Source organism: Pseudomonas sp. 10B238 (assembly GCF_000970615.1).
Classification (GTDB): domain Bacteria; phylum Pseudomonadota; class Gammaproteobacteria; order Pseudomonadales; family Pseudomonadaceae; genus Stutzerimonas.
This window is the reverse complement of sequence record NZ_KQ033931.1, coordinates 109456-129790: the sequence shown is the minus strand read 5'-3', so window position 1 is coordinate 129790 and position 20335 is coordinate 109456. Positions and strand designations below refer to the sequence as shown.

The 20335-nt window shown below is 61.7% G+C and carries 19 protein-coding genes; 10 read left to right on the top strand and 9 right to left on the bottom strand.

From position 1 onward, the window contains the following. Nucleotides 1-28 precede the first annotated feature (28 nt). Nucleotides 29-931, top strand: coding sequence for an alpha/beta hydrolase family protein (locus RT21_RS09135; RefSeq protein WP_046162493.1), 903 nt, complete (start codon nt 29-31; stop codon nt 929-931). A 38-nt stretch (nt 932-969) separates the two neighbouring features. Here RT21_RS09135 and RT21_RS09130 read toward each other — a convergent pair whose 3' ends face one another. After that, the gene (locus RT21_RS09130) at nt 970-1917 is read right to left on the bottom strand and encodes an alpha/beta hydrolase (protein ID WP_046162492.1); all 948 of its coding nucleotides are present in this window, start codon (nt 1915-1917) and stop codon (nt 970-972) included. Nucleotides 1918-2092: 175 nt separating this feature from the next. On the opposite strand from RT21_RS09130, the gene RT21_RS09125 reads away from it, so the two are divergent. Next, nucleotides 2093-2818, top strand: a complete 726-nt coding sequence (locus RT21_RS09125) for an SIMPL domain-containing protein (RefSeq protein ID WP_046162491.1) — start codon at nt 2093-2095, stop codon at nt 2816-2818. 169 nt (nt 2819-2987) lie between these two features. Here RT21_RS09125 and RT21_RS09120 read toward each other — a convergent pair whose 3' ends face one another. The 4 genes from RT21_RS09120 to RT21_RS09105 all read right to left on the bottom strand — a co-directional run bounded on the left by RT21_RS09120 (nt 2988) and on the right by RT21_RS09105 (nt 6954). Next, nucleotides 2988-4211, bottom strand: a complete 1224-nt coding sequence (locus tag RT21_RS09120) for an MFS transporter (protein ID WP_046162490.1) — start codon at nt 4209-4211, stop codon at nt 2988-2990. Nucleotides 4212-4388: 177 nt separating this feature from the next. Then, nucleotides 4389-5120 (bottom strand): substrate-binding periplasmic protein, encoded by a 732-nt coding sequence (locus RT21_RS09115; protein ID WP_046162489.1) that lies wholly within the window; start codon nt 5118-5120, stop codon nt 4389-4391. A gap of 176 nt (nt 5121-5296) precedes the next feature. Then, complete coding sequence (locus RT21_RS09110; protein WP_046162488.1) at nt 5297-6286, bottom strand: aldo/keto reductase; 990 nt, start codon at nt 6284-6286, stop codon at nt 5297-5299. Nucleotides 6287-6420: 134 nt separating this feature from the next. Next, nucleotides 6421-6954: an ankyrin repeat domain-containing protein gene (locus tag RT21_RS09105; protein WP_046162650.1), complete on the bottom strand. Its 534-nt coding sequence runs from the start codon at nt 6952-6954 to the stop codon at nt 6421-6423. Nucleotides 6955-7141: 187 nt separating this feature from the next. Between RT21_RS09105 and RT21_RS09100 the strand changes: the two genes are divergently transcribed. Beyond that, entirely contained in the window at nt 7142-7354 is a 213-nt protein-coding gene (locus tag RT21_RS09100; protein ID WP_046162487.1) for a DUF3820 family protein, read from the top strand. Nucleotide 7355: 1 nt separating this feature from the next. Here RT21_RS09100 and RT21_RS09095 read toward each other — a convergent pair whose 3' ends face one another. Further along, nucleotides 7356-7886: a hypothetical protein gene (locus RT21_RS09095; protein WP_046162486.1), complete on the bottom strand. Its 531-nt coding sequence runs from the start codon at nt 7884-7886 to the stop codon at nt 7356-7358. Nucleotides 7887-8158: 272 nt separating this feature from the next. On the opposite strand from RT21_RS09095, the gene RT21_RS09090 reads away from it, so the two are divergent. The 3 genes from RT21_RS09090 (at nt 8159) to RT21_RS09080 (ending at nt 12170) form a co-directional block, all read left to right on the top strand. Next, the gene (locus RT21_RS09090; RefSeq protein WP_046162485.1) at nt 8159-9280 is read left to right on the top strand and encodes a beta-ketoacyl-ACP synthase III; all 1122 of its coding nucleotides are present in this window, start codon (nt 8159-8161) and stop codon (nt 9278-9280) included. A 432-nt stretch (nt 9281-9712) separates the two neighbouring features. Next, nucleotides 9713-10963 carry a putative porin gene (locus RT21_RS09085; RefSeq protein WP_046162484.1) on the top strand — a complete coding sequence of 417 codons (1251 nt, stop codon included), beginning with the start codon at nt 9713-9715 and terminating at the stop codon, nt 10961-10963. Between the two features lie 82 nt (nt 10964-11045). Further along, nucleotides 11046-12170 carry a GNAT family N-acetyltransferase gene (locus RT21_RS09080; protein WP_046162483.1) on the top strand — a complete coding sequence of 375 codons (1125 nt, stop codon included), beginning with the start codon at nt 11046-11048 and terminating at the stop codon, nt 12168-12170. A gap of 1 nt (nt 12171) precedes the next feature. On the opposite strand, the gene metR is transcribed toward RT21_RS09080, so the two are convergent. Then, entirely contained in the window at nt 12172-13098 is a 927-nt protein-coding gene (gene metR, locus RT21_RS09075) for a transcriptional regulator MetR (RefSeq protein ID WP_046162482.1), read from the bottom strand. A 391-nt stretch (nt 13099-13489) separates the two neighbouring features. On the opposite strand from metR, the gene metE reads away from it, so the two are divergent. Both metE and ybaK read left to right on the top strand, forming a co-directional pair. Then, nucleotides 13490-15790 (top strand): 5-methyltetrahydropteroyltriglutamate--homocysteine S-methyltransferase, encoded by a 2301-nt coding sequence (gene metE, locus RT21_RS09070; RefSeq protein ID WP_046162481.1) that lies wholly within the window; start codon nt 13490-13492, stop codon nt 15788-15790. 130 nt (nt 15791-15920) lie between these two features. After that, nucleotides 15921-16391 carry a Cys-tRNA(Pro) deacylase gene (gene ybaK, locus RT21_RS09065; RefSeq protein ID WP_046162480.1) on the top strand — a complete coding sequence of 157 codons (471 nt, stop codon included), beginning with the start codon at nt 15921-15923 and terminating at the stop codon, nt 16389-16391. Between the two features lie 12 nt (nt 16392-16403). Here ybaK and mltF read toward each other — a convergent pair whose 3' ends face one another. Next, complete coding sequence (mltF, locus tag RT21_RS09060; protein WP_045431649.1) at nt 16404-17864, bottom strand: membrane-bound lytic murein transglycosylase MltF; 1461 nt, start codon at nt 17862-17864, stop codon at nt 16404-16406. Nucleotides 17865-18137: 273 nt separating this feature from the next. On the opposite strand from mltF, the gene RT21_RS09055 reads away from it, so the two are divergent. Together RT21_RS09055 and RT21_RS09050 are read left to right on the top strand one after the other, a co-directional pair. Then, complete coding sequence (locus RT21_RS09055) at nt 18138-18437, top strand: GIY-YIG nuclease family protein (RefSeq protein WP_046162479.1); 300 nt, start codon at nt 18138-18140, stop codon at nt 18435-18437. Nucleotides 18438-18503: 66 nt separating this feature from the next. Further along, nucleotides 18504-19442: a glutathione S-transferase family protein gene (locus RT21_RS09050; protein ID WP_046162478.1), complete on the top strand. Its 939-nt coding sequence runs from the start codon at nt 18504-18506 to the stop codon at nt 19440-19442. A 49-nt stretch (nt 19443-19491) separates the two neighbouring features. On the opposite strand, the gene RT21_RS09045 is transcribed toward RT21_RS09050, so the two are convergent. After that, nucleotides 19492-20289: an undecaprenyl-diphosphate phosphatase gene (locus RT21_RS09045; RefSeq protein WP_046162477.1), complete on the bottom strand. Its 798-nt coding sequence runs from the start codon at nt 20287-20289 to the stop codon at nt 19492-19494. Nucleotides 20290-20335 lie beyond the last annotated feature (46 nt).

Here is a 20335-nt window from a genome sequence, read left to right as displayed (position 1 = left end):
GTAGAAGACTCCAGAATGAAACCTGCCCATGCCCAAGCAACTTTCTCTGCATTGCCGCGATGGCTACCCGCTCGCTGCGCAAATCTGGCTGCCACCGGGACAGGCACGTGGCTCGGTGATCGTCAGCAGCGCCACCGGTGTGCTGGCGCGGTATTACGCGCGCTACGCCGGCTTCCTGCGCGAACGTGGCTATGCGGTGCTGACGTATGACTATCGCGGTATCGGCGGGTCACGCCCGGCCAGCTTGCGAAAGGCGACCATCCGTTGGCGCGACTGGGGCGATCTGGACTTTGATGCGGCGGTGCGCTGGATGCGTCAGCGTGATCCCGATGGGCCATTGGTGGCCGTCGGTCATAGCATCGGTGGTTTTCTGCCGGGTTTTGCCGAGTCCGCTACCGAGGTCGATCGTTTTCTCAGTGTGGGCGCGCAATATGCCTACTGGCGCGACTATGCCGCCGCGCAACGCTGGCAGATGTTTGCCAAGTGGCACCTGTTCATGCCGGCGGTGACGGCGCTGTGCGGATATTTTCCCGGCCGCCGACTGGGCTGGCTGGAAGACCTGCCCGCAGGCGTCGCGCGCGAATGGGCATTCCGCCGGGCACGCTTGGAACAGAGCTATCCGGAGCACGAACGGGCCGAGGTGCTACGCCGCTTCGCCGCGATCAGCGCGCCGATCCTGGCGGTGAGCCTGAGCGACGACGAGTACGGCACGCCCCCGGCGATCGCCCGCGGGCTGTCCTACTACCGCAATGCCGCTGTGCAGCAGGTCCAGCTGAGTCCGGCGGTACTGGGCATGGAGCAGATCGGGCACTTCGACCTGTTTCGTGAGCGACATCGAGACGGTTTCTGGCAGGCGAGCCTGGCCTGGATCGGGGAAGGTCGCAATCCCTGGTCGGGCGAGACGCAACCCTCAGTCAGCGAGGCGTGCTGAGCGCGACGTTTTAGGCCTGTTTGGCGGCGAAAACGGCGCTAACTGCGGTTGGCCTGGGTGACTGGGAGCGTTTGATTATCGGCACTGTGCACGGCAGGCTCGTTCAACAGCTGGCGGACCGCGTCTGCATAGGCGCGGCGGCCCACGCGCATGGCGTTGTTGTGGTTGCCGCCCTCGATCAGCAGCAGCTGTTTGGGGTTTTGCGCGGCGGCGAAGAGTTCTTCGCTGAAGCGCGCCGGCACATATTGATCAGCCGTGCCATGGACCAGTAACAGCGGCATGCCGACCTGATCGATCTTGTCGATGGAATCGAATTTCTGCGACACCAGCCAGCGGACTGGCCAGGGCGTGTCAGTCACCTCCGTTGCGATATCGGCCAGGCTGGTAAAGGTGGATTCGACGATCAGCGCACGCGCTTCCGGCGCTTCGCCACGGCGTTCGGCTTCGCGTCCCAGCTCGGCGGCGAGGTCCACCGCCACTGCACCACCCAGCGAGTGGCCATAGATCAGACGTTTGTCCGCATCGGGCTGCAGGGTTTTCAGATGGTCCCAGGCGATACGCGCATCCTCATATACGCTGGCCTCCGACGGCAGCTCGCCGAGGCTTTGGCCAAAGCCACGATAGTCGATTGCCAATACGGAGAAGCCCAGTGAACGTATCTGTTCGAGTCGGAACAGGTGCCCGGTGAGGTTCCAGCGCGAGCCGTGTAGATAAAGGATCGCCGGTGCGTCCCGCTCGTCAGCTGGCCACCACCAGGCGTGGATGTTCTGGCTGTCGCCGAATGCAGGCGCGCTTAACTCCAGCTCATCCACACCGTTTGGCAGGCCGCGGTACCAGCTGGCGGTACCGGGCTCGATGCGAAACACCAGTTCGCGCTCTTTCTGTTCGAGCATCGAGCAGCCGACGGGCAGCAGGGTGAACACTGCGGCGACGATCAGCGAAACAAAGGTGCGGGCTCTGGTGCGGAAAAATGGCAATTTCGACATGCAGCGGGAAGGTCTCCTTCGGGAATCGACATTGAGCGGCCAGCGGGCGAGGCATGCAAGCGGCTAGCGACGGCAAGTCATTACTACAGATTGCAGCGTTGCGCTGGTAACCACACGCCATCGAGCGCCAGTGCGGAGTAGCATCACGGGTTCTTATCCGTAATGGAGCTTCATCGTGACTACAGCACGTATCGGTTTGCTGCCCGCCCTGTTGATCGCCGCTGCGGTGGCCTTCGCCGGTTGGTCCGTGGGGCAGGGCGTGGAGCGCTTCCGGATGGCGGATCGCTCGGTGACGGTCAAAGGCCTGGCTGAGCGGAACGTGGCGAGTGATTTTGCCGTCTGGACACTTGGCTTCCGCCGTGCCGGCAATGACTTCGCCAGCGTTCAGCAGGGCCTGTCGGAGGACCGCAGTCGGGTCGTGGCGTTTTTGCACGAACAGGGTTTCAGTGACGACGAGATCGAGGTCCGCCCGTTGCAGGTTCAGGACCTGCTGGCGCGCGAATGGGCGCCGCAGGAAATCGCCCTGCGCTTCAACGGCAGTGGTCAGGTGCTGGTGAAATCGGCACGTGTCGAAGCGGTCGGCAAGGCTGCCAATGGTGTAGATCCGCTGATTCAGGCCGGCATCCAGCTGGATACCGAACAGAACGGATTCAGTGGCCCGCGCTACCAGCTGCGTGGCTTCAACGACCTCAAACCGGGGCTGTTGGAAGACGCCACCCGCAACGCCCGCGAGCAGGCTGCAAAGTTCGCCGAAGATGCCGGCGCGCAACTTGGTGAACTGAAGACCGCCAACCAGGGCGTGATCCGCGTGCTCGATGATGACGGCAGCGACATGGACACCGGCCGCACGCCGGGCAAGCGTCTACGCGTGGTCAGCACATTCGAATACGCGCTGCAGTAATTCTCCCATTGCTGGGACGCCGAGGCCCGTCGCGGTTGTAGAAGGATTGACCTCATGTGGCGGGAGACTCGATATCCCTCCGAACATGGCGCTGTTTGCGGTGCTTTTTGGCGGGTCAATCAGCAGGCGTTTCGGTTTTGCCAGTTCACGATTCGATGAGGTCATTCGCTCAATCGCAGACGGTGGCGGCTCCCCTGGTTTCTTCGCTTCCACTGCTTGCGGTCCAGGCCCACCAGAACACCAGCAAGCCGACGGCGCCGGTAGCGGCGCCGATGTAGCCAGTCGAGGTCCAGCCAAGCCCTGCGCTGATCGCCAGTCCGCCGAGCCACGGCCCGAGGGCGTTGGCGACATTGAAGGCTGAATGGTTGGACGCAGCTCCAAGCGTCTGGGCCTCGCCCGCCACGTCCATCAAGTGGGTCTGCAGGGGCGGGCCGAGCGACACCATAGTGCCTACCGCAAACGCGGCTGGGAAGATCGTCCACAGCGAGTGTGTAGCGAGCGGGAACATCAGTAGGACCAGGATGCTCCACAGCAACAGCCAGGCAACAGCCTTGAACCCCAGCTTGTCGAACAACCAACCGCCAAAGAGGTTGCCGACAATGCCGCCCAGACCGAAAGCGGCCAGCCCCACCGGGATCCAGTTCTCGCTAACGCCAGTGACCTCCAGCATGGTCGGTGCCAGGTAGCTGAACACGCAGAACATGCCAGCGAAACCGATCGAACTGATAGCCAGCGCCAGCCACACCGGCTTGCGATTGAAATCTCTCAGTTCACGCATCGGATTGTTGCGCGGCTCGTTGCGGTCGAGCGGCAGGAAGATCGCCACCAGCAACACCGTCAGCAGCGCGATCATTCCGACCAGACCAAACGCCCAGCGCCAGCTGAGCCATTGCCCCAGCCAGGTGGCGGTGGGATTGCCGATCAGCATGGCGATGGTGAGACCCGCTAGCACGCGGCTGACTGCCTTGGCTCGCTGGTCAGGTGCAACCATTGAGGCGGCGACCAGCATCGCCACGCCGAAGTAGGCCCCGTGGGGCAGGCCGGCGATGAAGCGGAACAGCATCAACGAGTGGTAATCCGGTGCGATGGCGCTGGCGAAATTGCCCAGAGCGAAAAAGCCCATCAGCAGCAAAAGCAGGTGCCGGCGGAACATCCGCGAGCCGAGGATCGCCAGCAGCGGTGCGCCTACCACGACACCCAGGGCATAGGTGCTGATCACATGGCCCACTTGCGGCTCGCTGATCCCCAGCCCCTGCGCAACGTTGGGCATCAGCCCCATGATGGCGAATTCGCCCGTACCGATGGCGAACCCACCCATGGCCAGGGCCAGCTCGATCAGCAATATGGCACGCGCCGAGAATGTCGACTTGCCTGTGGCGTTCACTTGGGTCATCGGTGCCTCAATGGGATGGGTCGATTAGCGGACACGCGCCGCTTGCGTTGAGCGGCACTGGGCTAGCGGGATTAGCGCGAATAGGTAGGCAGCGATCGTAGGTTGAAGTTCGTCTGAGGATTGAGGGGGCAGAGCGCGCTTATGACGCAACAAGGTCGAACATGCGAGGCCGAGCGGCTATCGATACTTCGCCAGGATCGCCTCGAACTCGCCGTTGTGCTGCATTTGTTGCATGACTTCAAGTATCTCCCGGGCCGGGACGTCAGTCTCATCACGCACGATGCAGTGGATAGAGGACTCCGAGAGCCGGTCGATTGCCTTTAGTCTGCGGTCTACAGGTCTGTCTCGATTGAACCAATCCAGTGCTACCTGAGTGCTGATCGCATAACGTTCACGTCCGGCAGCGAGTTTTTCCAGCACCAGGTGCTCTGTTCGTGCATCGTCGCGAATCAAGGTGCCGTCTCGAAACGATGCATCCGCCTCCGGGTAGAAGAAGCCGAGCACCGTACCGACCCGTCGGCCGCGCAGGCTGGAGAGCTTGGCTGGAGGTGTTCCAGGCCGAGCCACCAGAATGCTGCGCTGCGTCATGAACGGGACGCTCCAACGATAACTTGCGTGGTCTACCGCCAGCCAGGCCGGGTTCATATAGCAGCTGACATCGACTGCGCCCTCGGCCAGCAGCGGCTGGATGCGCGTTCGTGACATCACCAGTTGCTCGGCTTTACGCCCGAGCTTTTCGGCGATGCGCCTGTGTAGGTCGTGAAGAATGCCGTCTGTAGGGTGACCGTTCTCTAGATGAATCATGGGCATGGTCGAGCTGTCGCTGACCGAGAATCGCAGTGGGCGCTCCGCAGCCGGCGCCAACACGGAAAAGAACAGAAGGGACACGGCAACGGACAGTGCGCGCACGGTTGGAACGATCCTTCGTCGATGACCGACCCTGTAGGGGTTAGTCCATGTTCGAGAAGGCGCGGATTATCGCGACATCGTTCCGCTTGTGTCCATTCAGTGCATGAATAATGCGAAGCGAGTCGTTTCTGGTTCTGCCTGAAGTAACGCTGCAGCTTCAGGCAGAACCACAGGCGTTACGCCTTGCGGCTAGGCGGCGCCATAAATTCCGGTCCTACCGGATCGGTGATGTGCTCGGCGAGGAGTGCATCAATGTCCGTCAGGTCCTGTGGACTCAACGACCATCCGAAGGCATCGTCGATGCCGTCCAGCTGGTCTGGTCGACGAGCGCCCCAGAGAGCAATGGTCGGGCCTTGGTCGAGCACCCAGCGGATGGCGAGCGCCAGCACGGATTTGCCGTGACGGTCGTGAGCTAGCGCTTTCAATGCCTCGACTGCAGCGAGGTACTGCTCGAAGCGCGGCGACTTGAACTTCGGGTCGGACTTGCGCAAGTCGTCCCCATCGAAGGTGGTGCTGCTGGTCATCCGCCCGGAAAGCAGACCGCGGCACAGGGCGCCGTAGCCGAGCACCACCAGCCCGTTATCCCGAGCGTAGGGCAGTACGTCGGCTTCGATGGCGCGCTCGAAGAGGTTATACGGTGGCTGCACGGAGGCCAGCGGCGCGGCTTTACGAAACGTATCCATCTGCTCGGTGGAATAATTGCTCACGCCGATCGCGAGGATCTTGCCTTCCTGGCGCAGCTTCTCCAATTCGGCCGCGGTTTCTTCGATGGGAACCAGCGGGTCCGGCCAATGCACCTGATACAGGTCGATGCGGTCAGTGCGCAGCCGACGCAGCGAGTCTTCGATTTCCTGGCGGATACGAGCGGGCGTCGAATTGCGCCGCGGGCCGCCTTCGCTCCAGTCCAGCGCGACCTTGGTGGCAATCACCGCTTGGTCGCGCACGCCTTCTAGGGCCTTGCCGACGACCTCTTCGGAGTGACCGAAGCCGTACACCGGTGCGGTGTCGATCAGGTTGATGCCGCGTTCCAGGGCACTGCGAATGGTGGTGACGGAGCGGTCGTCATCCGCGCCGCCCCACATCCAGCCACCGATGGCCCAGGTGCCCAAGCCAATACGCGACACAGGCGTGGCGATGCCTTCGATCGATAGCGTTTCGATGCTCATGAGTGCTCCTCTGTTTGAACGGGGGCGACCAGCTCAGCGGTTGGCCAGGTCACGGTTACTGACAGCTGCAGCCGTCCGATGTGCGATGCGTTGGGTACAGGAGAGACGTCGTTCAGACGCTGCGAAGCTGAAACTCAGCTGCAGGCAGCAACGGCTTCGGTTAGCAGTTTGGGTGTGTCCTGGGCGCCCATGGCTTGCGCAGCGGCCAGAGGCGTTACGCCGTTCATGTCAGCCCGGCTTGGGTCTGCGCCGCGCGCCAGTAAGAGTTCGACAATGTCACTGCGATTGAACATGGCCGCCATCATCAGGGCGGTCTTGCCGTCGGGCGAGGCGCTTTCGACATCGGCACCCTGATCGAGCAGCAGGCGCGCCATTTGCAGGTTGCCCTTGAAGGCAGCGCCCGCCAGCGGACTCTGGCCCTTGTCGTTGCGCAGCTGGGGATCGGCACCGTTCTCCAGCAGCACGCGCGAGGCGTCGAAATGGCCGTGGTAGCTGGCGAGCATCAACAGGCTGTCGCCATTGTGGTTGCGAATGTTGGCGGGCAAGCCGCGACCGAGCAGATCGGTGAGGCGCTCGGCATCACCGCTGCGGGCGCTTTCGAAAACCTGAGCGGCGAACGCCAGCGCGGCGTCGTCCAGTTCGGGCTTGGGGCTCGGTTGATCCGTCATCTTGATGTCCTCGGCTTTCAGGGTTGGGCGCAGCGGCGCAGACGCGTCGAGCTGCCGAACGGTCTGCACGGGCAGCTGCGTTTCTATCCGACCGATAGGTCGCGCAAATGTGCGAAACGGGCGCAAGGCTGCACGGCCAGATCGGCTATGGCAGTATTTGCCGCCCATCTGCCGATGAATTGCTGCAATGAAAGCTGAAGACTTGGAACGCCTGGTGACCCAGACGATGCCCTACGGCAAATACAAGGGCCGGCTGATCGCGGATCTTCCGGGCAACTACCTGAACTGGTTCGCCCGGGTCGGCTTCCCGCCCGGGGATCTGGGTCAGCTGCTGGCGCTGATGCAGGAGATCGACCACAACGGTCTGTCGCCGCTGCTCGAACCATTGCGCCGCCGCTGATTCACGCCTGGCTTTGGGCCTGTAGCGCCGCCAGCGCGGGCGCGGCGTAGATACCCACTTCTACTGCCAGGGCCATGACCCGCTCGATGTCGCAGGTATAGACGAGTACGGCCTGCAACACATCGTCCAGTGGCTCGCTGAAGTCCACCAGCACGTAACCGCCTTTTTCCGGGTAAAGGCTGCTGAGCTGGGTCTGGATGCGGTTGAGTGCCTTCAACGGCTCGGTCTTGGCCAATTGCTTGGGCTTGAGGATGAAATCCACGTCCGGGCCGAACGAACCGACAATCTGCTCGAACAGCGCCTGGTAATCGTCGGCCTGGAACAGCACGGTATCCGGAAGGCTGCCGACGATCATCCATTCGCCCAGCGGGATGGGGAAGTCATCGTCGTAGATGATGTCCGGGTTGGCCTGCAGAAAGGCCTGTGGGTCGGCATAGGCTTGAGCCGCTTCGTCAGCGAGCCGGTTGATCTCGTCGTCGCTCATGCAGCCCGAACTGATCAAGCGGATCAGTTCGGCAAGTGGGTCTTTCATGGGGGAAACATTCCTGCGGTGCGGGGAGCGCAAGGATAACCGAAAGCCTGCCCAGGCCCAGCCTGCTGGCTTCTGGGCGGCAGCGATGTCCGCCGTCGTGCCTCGATAACCTTTGGCTGCTTTTACGCGCTGAGCTGCAGATTCTGTTCAGTTTTCGTGCACAATAGCCGCCATATAAACAGACGCGGCATGAACGATCGCATCGGCGCTGGCCGGCTTCGCTCCTGTTCCGACGCCCGATTACGATCAGCCAATATTCGAGAGGAACGACTGTGCATAACGTCGTCATCAGCGGTACCGGCCTTTACACCCCTGCCCAGAGCATTTCCAACGACGAGTTGGTCGAGTCGTTCAACACCTACTCGCGTCGTTTCAATGATGAAAATGCCGCAGCGATCGAAGCGGGTGACATCCAGCCGATGCCGGAATCAAGCTCGGCGTTCATCGAGAAGGCGTCCGGCATCAAGAGCCGCTTCGTTACCGACAAGGCTGGCATCCTCGATCCGGATCGCATGGTTCCGCGCATTCCCGAGCGCAGCAACGACCAGTGGTCGATCCTCTGCGAAATGTCGGTCAAGGCCGCTCAGCAAGCCCTTGAACGGGCTGGCAAAACCGCAGCTGACATCGACGGGGTGATCGTTGCCTGTTCCAATCTGCAGCGCGCCTATCCGGCAGTCGCCATCGAAGTGCAGGCGGCGCTGGGGATCAAGGGCTTTGGCTTCGACATGAACGTCGCCTGTTCTTCGGCGACCTTCGGTATCCAGAATGCCGCCAACTCGGTTCAGCTGGGGCAGGCGCGGGCAGTACTGATGGTCAATCCGGAGATCTGCACCGGGCACATGAACTTCCGCGACCGCGACAGCCATTTCATCTTTGGCGACGCCTGCACGGCGGTCATCGTCGAGCGCGCCGATCAGGCCACCTCGGGCTATCAGTGGGACATCGTTAGCACCAAGCTGGCGACGGAGTTCTCCAACAACATCCGCAACAACTTCGGCTTTCTCAATCGCGCCGCCGAGGAATACATGACCAACCCGGACAAGCTGTTCGTTCAGGAAGGCCGCAAGGTGTTCAAGGAAGTCTGCCCGATGGTGGCCGAGCTGATCGGCGAGCATCTGAAGGAAAACGAAATCGAGGTCAGCGAGGTCAAGCGCTTCTGGCTGCACCAGGCCAACCTGAACATGAATCAGCTGATCGTGCGCAAGTTGCTCGGCCGCGATGCCGGTCCGGAAGAAGCGCCCGTCATTCTCGACACCTACGCCAACACCAGTTCGGCCGGTTCGGTGATCGCGTTCCACAAGCATCAGGACGATCTGCCAGCGGGCAGCCTCGGTGTGCTCAGCTCGTTTGGTGCGGGTTATTCGATCGGCAGCGTAATCCTGCGTAAACGCTAATGCATGGCTGCCGGCGTCAGCGCCGTCAGCGGTGGAGCAGGGCCTGTCAGCGTCGACTGCAGGCGCTGCAGATCCGGTGGCTACGCCACATAGCCGTATTTTCCTCAAAGCCGCCTGCTCACGCTGGGCACGATCGGCCTCGATGGCGCCTGGATCCACGCCAGCGCTTTATGCCATGGCGGGCTCTCCCATGGGCATACGGCGCGGGTGATGAGAAACGGCCGCTTGAACTGACGACGAGCCTTGGCCTGCAGTCGGCGCAAGCGCAATGCCGGCGTAGAGCTTGTGCTGAGCCTGGCTGAAAGCTCCTCCGAAACAAAACCTTCATCGCGGCGACACGGCCTGGTAACAAAGAGCGACGAAGATTCCCCCAGCACAAACGAGCCAGCAGGCTAGGAGTGCCTAGATGTCAATTTATTGAGGGGATTTCTGATGAGTCGAACCGTTTCCAAGCAGATCGCATCGGGGCTGTGCACCGGCTTGTTGCTTGCTGTCAGTGCGCCAGCCAGCGCTGCTGTCGATGCGAAGCTGCTTGAAATGCTCAGGGCCAACGGCTCGATCACCGCGACCCAGCATGCCGAACTGGAGGCTGAACTGGCCAAGGAGCAGCGAGAGCAAGCGGCGGCATCTACTGCAGCAAATGATTTCAAGGAGAAGCTGGGCTGGGTCGCTAGGACCAAGATCAAGGGCGATCTGCGCCTGCGTCAAGAAATGGTGAGCGTCGAAGGCGGCACCGGTGACGAGGAGGACGAGAACCGTCAGCGCCTGCGTATGCGCCTGGGCTTCTACTCCGAGGTCAACGACGACGTGGACGCCGGCATCCGCATCGCCACTGGCAGCAGTGATGATCGCCGCTCCACCAATCAGACCATGGAAGACTACTTCGACAAGAAAGATATCTGGCTGGACCTGGCCTATCTCGACTGGCACCCGGGCGAGTCCGACAATCTACACCTGTTCGGCGGCAAGATGCCCCAGCCCTGGGTGAGTGTCGCCGACGTGATCTGGGATGGCGATATCAATCCCGAGGGCTTCGCTGCTACCTACACCCTGCCGGTCGGTGGTCTCGACGTGTTCGCCAACGCCGGCTACTTCAACATGGAGGACAACGTCGATGGCGAGGGCGTGGAGTTCCGCCACGATGCCCAGATGTACACCGGCCAGTTGGGTGCGCATTTCGACCTGAGCGACTCGGTGGCATTCACGCTCGGCGGCAGCCTCTATGCGTTCGACAACGAAACGGCAGACGACGCTGCCAGCGTGCTGACGCAGTTCGGCAACACCACCAACGAGTTCCAGCTCTGGGAAGGTTTCGCCCAGATGAGCCTGAAAAATCTGCCCGTGCCCGTTTCCGTCTATGGCCAGTACGTGGTCAACACCGACACCGACAGCGATCAGGATACCGCCTGGCTGGCGGGCTTCACCGCCGACTATAACAAGCTGGCCTTCGACTACAACTACCGCGACGTACAGCGCGACTCGGTGGTCAGCATTTTCACCGACTCCGACTTCGCCGCTGGCCTGACGGGCTCCCGTGGCCACAAGTTCAAGCTGGGCTATGACCTGGGCAAGAACGTCTCTGTGGGCGCCACCTATTTCATGGCCGAGACCGATTCTCTGGACGGCTTTGCGGATGACACCGGTGTCGACACCCTGCAGCTGGATCTGGTCACCAAGTTCTGATCGCCAGGCTGCATTGAGGCTCCCTTGAGCCCCGCCTGCGCGGGGCTTTTTTTCGATTGCGCACTGGGCCACACTGACGCGCATGCCTATCCAGACGATTCGCTCCCTCTCCAACCTTGACCCGGCCCGCTGGGATGCGCTGCTCGACCGCCGGCAACCCTTTCTGCGCCACGCTTTTCTCGCCTCGCTGGAGGACAGCGGCAGCGTCGGTGGCCGCAGTGGCTGGGGCCCGGCGCATCGCCTGCTGGTCGATGCCCAGGGGCGCTGGCGCGCGGCCATGCCGCTGTATCGCAAGACCAACTCCAACGGCGAGTACGTATTTGACTGGGCCTGGGCCGACGCCTGTCATCGGGCTGGCATTGAGTACTACCCGAAGTTGCTGTGCGCGGTGCCGTTCTCGCCGGTGACCGGTGCGCGGCTGTTGGGTGACTGCGAGGCGGCGGGCCAATTGCTCGACCAGCTCACCGCCGGCTTGGCAGAAGGGGGCTATTCGAGCCTGCACGTGAACTTTACCGAGCCGGACGCCGATGCGATTTTCCAGGGCCGTGATGGTTGGCTCGAGCGCATCGGCTGCCAGTTCCACTGGCACAACCGCGGCTACCGCGACTTTCAGGATTTCCTGGGCGGCCTCACTTCGCGCAAGCGTAAGCAGCTGCGCAAGGAGCGCGAGCAGGTAGCGGGACAGGGGATCGAGTTCGAATGGCGTGAAGGTCACCAAGTCAGCGAACAGGAGTGGGATTTCGTCTATGCCTGTTACGCCAATACCTACCATGTGCGCGGCCAGGCGCCGTATCTGACTCGCAGCTTTTTCAGCCTGCTGGCCGAGCGGATGCCCGAGGCGATCCGGGTGGTGCTCGCCTGCCAGAACGGGCGGCCGGTGGCCATGGCGTTCAGCCTGATCAGTGCAGGCGAGCTGTATGGTCGCTACTGGGGCAGCCTTGCGGACTCTGATCGCCTGCATTTCGAAACCTGCTTTTACCAAGGGATCGATCAGGCGATTGCCGCCGGCCTGTCACGCTTCGATGCCGGAGCACAGGGCGAGCACAAGCTGATACGCGGTTTCGAACCGGTGATCACGCGCTCCTGGCACTACCTGGAGCATCCGGGGCTGCGTGCGGCGGTCAGCGAGTTCCTACAGCAGGAACGTCTGGGCGTGTTGCGCTATGCCGAGGCCGCGCGCGACGCGCTGCCCTATCGGCAGGAATGAGCTATTTCGTCTTCGGCGCTGCGCTGACCCCTTCAAGCGTCGAGAACGAGGTGTCCTTGGCGGTCAGCAGGAAATCGCGCATGAATGGCGAGTCCAGCATGTCGGCACGGATGCCGGCATAGAGCGTGGCGAACAGGCCTTTCTCGCCCAGGCGCTTTGCCGTCACATAGCCGCGAGCGCTGTATTCATGCAACGCCCAGTTGGGCACGCAGCACACGCCCCGACCGGAAGCCACCAGCTGCATCATCATCACGGTGAGCTCCGAGGTGCGAACCTGAGCCGGTTCGACATCAGCCGGCTCCAGGAAGCGCGTGAAGATGTCCAGCCGATCATGTTCCACCGGATAGGTGATCAGGGTTTCGCTGGCCAGGTCTTCGGCGCGTACGAACGAGCGGGATGCCAAGGCGTGCTGGTTGGCGACGGCGAGCAGCGCTTCGTAGGTAAACAGCGGCACATAGGTGATGCCCGGCAGCTCGATCGGGTCGGACGTCACCACCAGATCCAGATCACCGCGCGCCAGGGCCGGCAGCGGTGCGAAGGAAAACCCCGAAGCCAGGTCCAGCTCGACTTCCGGCCAGGCATCGCGGAACTGATCGATGGTCGGCATCAGCCACTGAAAGCAACTGTGACATTCGATCGCCATGTGCAGGCGACCCGCGGTGCCGCCTGCCAGTCGGGCCAGGTCGCGCTCGGCGCTGCGCAGCTGTGGCAGCAAGCTGTCGGCCAATTGCAACAGGCGCAAACCCGCACTGGTGAAACGTACGGGACGCGTCTTGCGCACGAACAGCTGCAAGCCCAAGCGTTCTTCAAGTTCCTTGAACTGATGGGACAGTGCTGATTGGGTCAGATGCAGCCGCTCGGCGGCCTCCACCAGGCTGTCGGTTTCGCGCAGTGCATGAAGCGTTTTCAGGTGGCGTATTTCCAGCATGCTGGGGACTTCCTGCTATTTCGTGGGCGGGGCCTAGGTTCGAGAGGGTGCTAGCTAAAGCAAGACTGAGGTGACTTGAGCAAATCTCATCGCGGCGGCGAAGTGTGTCCCAGCGCGCCGATCGTTGTCGAGCCTACATCTCGAATGAACTTGGCAGGGCAATGAGCATGAATCGGGTGCTGGCAGAGCCATTCGACAACCCGCAGGTTCGAGCCGGGATTGGACGGCGCGTAGCGACTGCTTATCGCATCTCGGTCCGTTCGGTTTGAAAAAGGGGGCAGCAACGATGACATGAATATATCTAATGATGATCTGTAGTTGCGTGAGTTTGTTTCATTGATCTCGGGCCGTCACAATTCGCTCATCGAACACGAACGAATTGGAGATTGTCATGGCTGTTGCGCATTCCCTGGGCTTCCCACGTATTGGCGCCGACCGAGAATTGAAAAAGGCGCTCGAAGCGTACTGGAAGGGTGACCTCAGCGAGGCCGAGCTGCGCCGGGTCGGTAGGGAATTGCGAGCGGCCCATTGGCAGCTGCAGGCAGATGCTGGCGTTGAATTGCTGCCTGCGGGCGATTTCGCCTGGTATGACCAGGTGCTGACCCATTCGCTGATGTTTGGCGTTGTGCCTGAGCGCTTTCGTCCGGCCGGCGGTCAGCCGACTCTGGAGACGTTGTTCGCCATGGCGCGTGGTGTAACTCACCAGTGCTGCGGCGGTGGGCAAGCGCAGGAAATGACTAAATGGTTTGATACCAACTATCACTACCTGGTCCCCGAATTCAGCGTTGATCAGTCCTTTGAGCTGTCGTGGACGCAATTGTTCGAGGAAGTGGAAGAGGCCAGGGCCCTGGGCCACGCGGTCAAGCCGGTGCTGATCGGGCCGTTGACCTATCTCTGGCTGGGGAAGGCCAAGGGGGAAGCGTTCGACAAGCTGGAGCTGCTCGAGCGACTGCTTCCGGTCTACGGGGAAGTGCTGGAGCGGCTCGCCGCGCAGGGAGTGGAGTGGGTGCAGATCGATGAGCCGATCCTGGTGCTCGACTTGCCGCAAGATTGGAAGAACGCCTACGAGCGAGCCTACAACCTGTTGCAGCGCGCGCCATTGAAGAAGCTGGTCGCAACCTATTTTGGCGGCTTGGAAGACAACCTTGGCTTGGCCGCGGCGTTGCCGGTCGATGGCCTGCATATCGACCTGGTGCGTGCGCCGGACCAGTACCCGGTCATCCTTGATCGACTGCCGGCCTACAAAATCCTCTCCCTGGGCATCGTCAACGGACGAAACGTCTGGCGGTGCGATCTGGATAAAGCCTTGAACGTGCTTCGTCACGCTGCCGAGCGGTTGGGCGAGCGACTCTGGGTCGCGCCGTCCTGTTCGTTGCTGCACGCACCAATGGACCTTGCGCGGGAGGACCAACTGGATGCTGAGCTGCGAAGCTGGCTGGCGTTTGCCGTGCAGAAATGCGCGGAGGTTGCCGTGCTGACGCGAGCGGTCAATCAACCGGACGATGCCCAGGTACAGGCCGCGTTACAACAAAGCCGCGAGGTTCAGGCGAGCCGCGCCGAGTCTCCACGGATCCACAAGCCCGCCGTGCAGGCGCGCTTGGCTGCGATCAAGCCCAGGCATAGCCAGCGGCAATCCGCCTTCAAACGCCGCATCGAGAAGCAGCGCGCTCGGCTGGATCTGCCGGCATTCCCGACGACCACCATTGGCTCGTTCCCGCAGACCCCAGCGATCCGTTTGGCGCGTCAGGGGTTCAAGCAGGGCAAGCTGGCCCTGACCGACTATACCGAGGCGATGCACGCCGAGATTCGTCACGCAATTGCCGTCCAGGAGCGATTGGGTCTGGATGTGTTGGTACACGGTGAGGCCGAGCGTAACGACATGGTCGAGTATTTCGCCGAGCAGCTCGACGGTTATGCCTTTACCCGCTTCGGCTGGGTGCAGAGCTACGGCTCGCGTTGCGTGAAACCGGCGGTGATCTACGGCGATCTGAGCCGCCCGGCTGCGATGACGGTGGAGTGGATTCGCTATGCGCAGCAGCAGACCCGTAAGGTCATGAAGGGCATGCTGACCGGGCCGGTAACCATGTTGATGTGGTCGTTTACTCGCGAGGATGTCAGCCGTGAGGAACAGGCGCGGCAGCTGGCGCTAGCGATCCGGGACGAGGTCTGTGATCTCGAAGCGGCGGGCATCAAAGTCGTCCAGATCGACGAAGCGGCATTCCGCGAAGGTCTGCCGTTGCGGCGCGCCCAGTGGGGGCACTATCTCGATTGGGCGGTCGATGCGTTCCGTCTGTGCGCCAGCGGTGTGCGCGACGAAACGCAGATCCACACGCACATGTGCTACAGCGAATTCAACGATGTGATCGAGGCGATCGCCTCGATGGATGCTGACGTCATCACCATCGAGACCTCCCGCTCGCAAATGGAGCTGTTGGAAGCGTTCCGCGTCTTTGACTATCCCAACGACATCGGTCCCGGCGTCTACGACATCCATTCGCCGCGCGTCCCAGACACGGCTGAAATGGTTCAGCTGCTGCAGAAGGCCGCCGAGCGAATCCCGGCCGAGCGGCTCTGGGTCAACCCGGATTGCGGCCTGAAAACCCGCGGCTGGTCGGAAACCGAGGCGGCTCTGGTCAACATGGTCGCTGCCGCCCGCCAGTTGCGGGTGGCGTACCGGACCAAGGTTGCCTGACCGGTTGTCTGCTGGCGTGGCGGGCCGATCTGTCGACCCGGCCGCGACGCAACAGCAACGGCCCGCACATTGTGCGGGCCGTTGTGTTTTTGGCTAATGTAGCGACCTTTCCTCGACGATTCTTTTCGCCATGACGCCCGCTATCGATCTGCTGAAAAAGGCCAAGGCCGACTACCGCATCCACAGCTACGAACACGATCCTAAATCGGCATCCTATGGTCTCGAAGCCGCTGAGAAGCTCGGCCTCGAACCGGCGAGAGTGTTCAAAACACTACTCGCCTGCAGCGAAAAAAATGAGCTTCTGGTGGCTGTCGTGCCGGTTGCTGGTTCGCTTGATCTCAAGGCGCTGGCGCAGGCGGGCAAGGTGAAGAAGGTCGACATGGCCGATCCCATGGCGGCGCAACGCGCGACCGGCTATCTGGTCGGTGGCATCAGTCCGCTGGGGCAGAAGAAGCGGCTACGCACGTTTATTGACGTGTCGGCGCAGGCGCAACCGAGCATCTATGTCAGCGCCGGGCGGCGAGGGCTGGAGGTGGAGTTGGCGGCTGAGGTGCTGGCCGAGCATACCGCAGGCAGCTTCGCCCCCATCGGAAGAGCCTGAGGGCCGGAAGGATCAGAGCGGCGGAAGAATTTCACCGAGTTCGGTGGAGTTTATGCCGGGAACGTGTATCTCGTTGTTCACCAGTTGCTGGCCTTCCATTTGCGGCTGAGTCACCCAGGTGAGGATGTCGTAATAGCGGCGAATGTTGGCCACGAAATGCACCGGCTCGCCTCCGCGTGCGTATCCGTAGCGCGTCTTGGTATACCACTGCTTCTGCGCCAGCCTTGGCAACATCTGTTTCACGTCCAGCCACTTGTTCGGGTTCAGGCCCTCGCTTTCGGCCAGTTTGCGCGCATCTTCCAAGTGGCCGCCACCGACGTTGTAGGCGGCTAGGGCGAACCAGGTACGGTCCGGCTCCTCAATGCTGTCCGGCAGGTTGGCATGCACCTTGGCGATGTATTTTCCACCGCCGCGAATGCTTTGGACGGGGTCGAGACGATTGTTCACGCCCATGGCCTTGGCGGTATTGAGGGTCAGCATCATCAGCCCCCGCACGCCGGTTTTCGAGGTCGCTTCGGGCTGCCAGTGGGATTCCTGATAACCGATGGCGGCAAGCAGACGCCAGTCGACGCCGTGTTCCTTGGCCGTCTCGCGGAATACCTTTTCATAGCGCGGCAGACGTTGCTGCAGGTGCTTGGCAAAGGCATAGGCGCCAACGTAGCCGAGCACGTCGACGTGACCGTAGTAACGTTCTCTCAGGCGCTGCAGTGTTCCGTTCTCCTGCGCCTGGGTGAGGAACTGGTTGGCCGCTTCGAGCACGCTGTTGTCTTCGCCCTTGCCAACGATCCATGCCAGGCTGCTTTGCTCACCGAGATCGAATGCCGCTCGTGCATTGGTGAAGTAGACCTGATTCAGCGCCAGCTCATTGGACTCGACCAACGTCAGATCTACCTGGCCCTCATCGACCATGCGCAGCAAATCGACCACCTCAACCGCATCCGATTCCTCATAGCGAAGATCCGGAAATTCGCTCTGTAGCGCCTTGAGTTTCTCGGCTTGGCTGCTGCCCTTGAGCACCAGAATGCGTTTACCGACCAGGTCTTCGGGTTGGGTAGGGCGCCGCTGACCCCGGCGATAGACGACCTGAGTGGTGACATCCAGGTAGGGCTGGGTGAAGCGCGCCAAGTCCTTGCGTCCTTCGCTTGCTACTAGGCCGGCCGCCGCCAAGGTTGGACCGCCAGGACGATTCAGGCGGGTGAAGATTTCTTCGATGCTGTCGGCGGTCTCGATCTGCAGCTTGACGCCGAGATGGCTGGCGAAGCGCTTGACCAGCTCATACTCGAAGCCGGCTTCGCCGTTGCGATCCTGGAAATAGGTGGAAGGGCTGTTGCGGGTGATCACGCGCAGAACGCCTTCCTCCTTAATTCGCTCGAGTGCGCTGGGCGGTTCAGCGCAGCTGCTGAGCATCAGGAAGAGTCCGGCCGCCAGCAACCAGGAGGTGCAGCGAGTGCGGAATGCAGTTTGGGCAAACATCGGCGCAGTATACGCAAAGGCGAACCGCCACCATATCTCGACAGGATCGACGGACTTTGCTAGGCGAAACGGCGAGCCTTGCAGCCATTGCCACCCCCGGCTTGGCTGCCGGTCGCTCGCTGACGACAACTGTGTCGGAACATTGCGGAAGCGTTCAAACGCGACGGATTCGAGACCACGCTGCACACGTTCGGCTTTTTGGTTGGCAAGAGCAGCCTTGCCCTGGCAGGCGCGGCCCGGGAAAATCCAACCATCTTCTCGAGAGCCTGCTACATGAGCACCGTTGCTAGCAAACCCTGGTTCGTCTATCTCGTACGCGCCGCCAACGGCTCGCTTTATTGCGGGATCAGTGACGATGCACAGCGCCGCTTTGCCGCTCACCAGAGTGGGCGAGGGGCGCGGTTCTTCCATTCCAGCCCGGCGGTGGCACTGGTCTATGTCGAGACGCTTGGCAGCAAGGGCGACGCGTTGCGGCGTGAGCGCGCCATCAAGCAAATGAAAAAGTCGGCCAAGGAGGCGCTGGTTTCGGTGCAGTCCGGCAGTGGCCCGGTGAATGTCCAGGCAATCAGCTGAACGGGTAGGCTGCCTCCGTTCGCGCGGGTAAGCTGCCGTTCTACCTAACGACTGGCGGAGCCTGCTATGCACGAAGTGATCCTGCACCACTATCCCACCTCGCCCTTTGCCGAAAAAGCGCGACTGATGCTGGGTTTCAAGCAGCTGTCCTGGCGTTCGGTGCAAATTCCTCCGGTCATGCCCAAGCCTGATCTCACGGCGCTGACAGGCGGCTATCGGCGTACGCCGGTGCTTCAGGTCGGCGCCGACATCTATTGCGATACCGCACTGATTGCGCGTCGCCTCGAAGCCGAGAAAGCCACACCCGCGCTGTTTCCCGAAGGGCAGGAGTTCGTTGCGGCGACGCTGGCACAGTGGGCTGACTCGGTGCTGTTCCTGCATGCCGTGAGCCTGGTGTTTCAGCCGGAATCCATGGCCATGCGTTTCGCTCAAGTGCCTAAAGCGTTCATCGAGGTGTTCAGCAAGGACCGCGCCGCCTTGTTCAGCAGCGGCTCGGTGGCCCGCATTCCGCTTGAACAGGCGAAGAATCATTGGCCGGTCCTGATGGCGCGCCTGCAACAGCAATTAGCGCGTGGCAGCGGAGAGTTTCTGCTTGGTGCTGCACCTTGCGTGGCGGACTTCGCTGTCGCCCATTGCCTTTGGTTCCTTAAAGGCACACCAGTGACCGCGCCGCTGGTCGATGCCTATCCGGACGTGGCGGCCTGGCTTGGCAAGGTGCTGGCAGTGGGGCACGGCTCGCTGTCCGAGCTATCGGCGGAAGAGGCCGTGTCTATTGCTCGCGACGCGACGCCTGCGGAATTGCCGGATGAACCGTTCTCCGAGCCCAATGGATTCGAGGCGGGGCAGGCCGTGACCGTATCCGCAGTGGATTACGGCACCGATCCGGTTGAAGGTGAGCTGGTCTTCGCTGGCGTGGAAGAGCTGATTCTGCGACGTGAGGATGAGCGTGCTGGCGTCGTCCATGTGCACTTCCCTCGCATCGGCTATCGCATCGACGCCCGTTGATGCTTCTGGCCCGCGCAAACCCGTTGCGCGGGCCTTCTTAATCCGTTCGTCAGAGCGCGATGAATAGCAGCGTCACACCCAGCAGCAAGCGATAAATCACGAAGGGCAGCATACCCAAGGCGTCGAGCGCCTTGAGGAACAGCTTGATGCAGAGAAACGCCGCAACGAACGACAGTGCGGCGCCAATGAAAATGTCATTCCACGGCGCGGCTTCACCTGACTGGGCTAACTCGACCGCTTTCAACCCGCCTGCAGCGAGGATCAGCGGTATCGACAGTAGAAAGGAGAAGCGTGCTGCGGTCTGCCGGGTGAAACCGAGCAGCAGGGCCGCAGTCATGGTGATACCCGAGCGCGAGGTGCCGGGAATCAGCGCTAGCGCTTGCGCAAAGCCGATAATCAGCGCGCTTTTCCAGGTCAGCTGATCCATTTCGGCGACACGCCGGCCCTTGACGTCCGCGTACCACAGCAGCAGGCCGAAGATGATGGTCGTAGCCGCGATGAAGAGCATCGATCGGGTGTACTGCTCGATGTAGTCCTCCAGCAGCAAGCCGATGATGCCCGCCGGCAATGTGCCGATGATGATCGCCCAGCCGAGACGGCTTTCCGCGCTGACCTGTCGGCGGAACACGTGTGCAAGCCAGCCACGGGTGGTCGCGATCACCTCGTGACGGAAACAGATCAATACGGCGAGCAAGGTGCCGACGTGTACCGCGACGTCGAATGCCTGGCCCTGGTCGGGCCATCCAAGCACTTGCGAAGGAAGGATCAGGTGGGCGGAAGATGAAACCGGGAGAAATTCAGTGATGCCCTGGACCAGGGACAGAATAATCAGGTGCAGCCAATCCATTGTGAATCCTTAGCCGTAGCGGGTCGTACAGGGTTGCAGCAGCGAT

What these genes read in the sequence shown, in the direction of transcription:
- RT21_RS09135 (WP_046162493.1), top strand. Translation starts at nt 29, where the DNA reads ATGCCCAAGCAACTTTCTCTGCATTGCCGCGATGGCTACCCGCTCGCT.
- RT21_RS09130 (WP_046162492.1), bottom strand. Translation starts at nt 1,917, where the DNA reads ATGTCGAAATTGCCATTTTTCCGCACCAGAGCCCGCACCTTTGTTTCG.
- RT21_RS09120 (WP_046162490.1), bottom strand. Translation starts at nt 4,211, where the DNA reads ATGACCCAAGTGAACGCCACAGGCAAGTCGACATTCTCGGCGCGTGCC.
- RT21_RS09110 (WP_046162488.1), bottom strand. Translation starts at nt 6,286, where the DNA reads ATGAGCATCGAAACGCTATCGATCGAAGGCATCGCCACGCCTGTGTCG.
- RT21_RS09105 (WP_046162650.1), bottom strand. Translation starts at nt 6,954, where the DNA reads ATGACGGATCAACCGAGCCCCAAGCCCGAACTGGACGACGCCGCGCTG.
- RT21_RS09100 (WP_046162487.1), top strand. Translation starts at nt 7,142, where the DNA reads ATGAAAGCTGAAGACTTGGAACGCCTGGTGACCCAGACGATGCCCTAC.
- RT21_RS09095 (WP_046162486.1), bottom strand. Translation starts at nt 7,886, where the DNA reads ATGAAAGACCCACTTGCCGAACTGATCCGCTTGATCAGTTCGGGCTGC.
- RT21_RS09085 (WP_046162484.1), top strand. Translation starts at nt 9,713, where the DNA reads ATGAGTCGAACCGTTTCCAAGCAGATCGCATCGGGGCTGTGCACCGGC.
- RT21_RS09080 (WP_046162483.1), top strand. Translation starts at nt 11,046, where the DNA reads ATGCCTATCCAGACGATTCGCTCCCTCTCCAACCTTGACCCGGCCCGC.
- metR (WP_046162482.1), bottom strand. Translation starts at nt 13,098, where the DNA reads ATGCTGGAAATACGCCACCTGAAAACGCTTCATGCACTGCGCGAAACC.
- metE (WP_046162481.1), top strand. Translation starts at nt 13,490, where the DNA reads ATGGCTGTTGCGCATTCCCTGGGCTTCCCACGTATTGGCGCCGACCGA.
- ybaK (WP_046162480.1), top strand. Translation starts at nt 15,921, where the DNA reads ATGACGCCCGCTATCGATCTGCTGAAAAAGGCCAAGGCCGACTACCGC.
- mltF (WP_045431649.1), bottom strand. Translation starts at nt 17,864, where the DNA reads ATGTTTGCCCAAACTGCATTCCGCACTCGCTGCACCTCCTGGTTGCTG.
- RT21_RS09055 (WP_046162479.1), top strand. Translation starts at nt 18,138, where the DNA reads ATGAGCACCGTTGCTAGCAAACCCTGGTTCGTCTATCTCGTACGCGCC.
- RT21_RS09050 (WP_046162478.1), top strand. Translation starts at nt 18,504, where the DNA reads ATGCACGAAGTGATCCTGCACCACTATCCCACCTCGCCCTTTGCCGAA.
- RT21_RS09045 (WP_046162477.1), bottom strand. Translation starts at nt 20,289, where the DNA reads ATGGATTGGCTGCACCTGATTATTCTGTCCCTGGTCCAGGGCATCACT.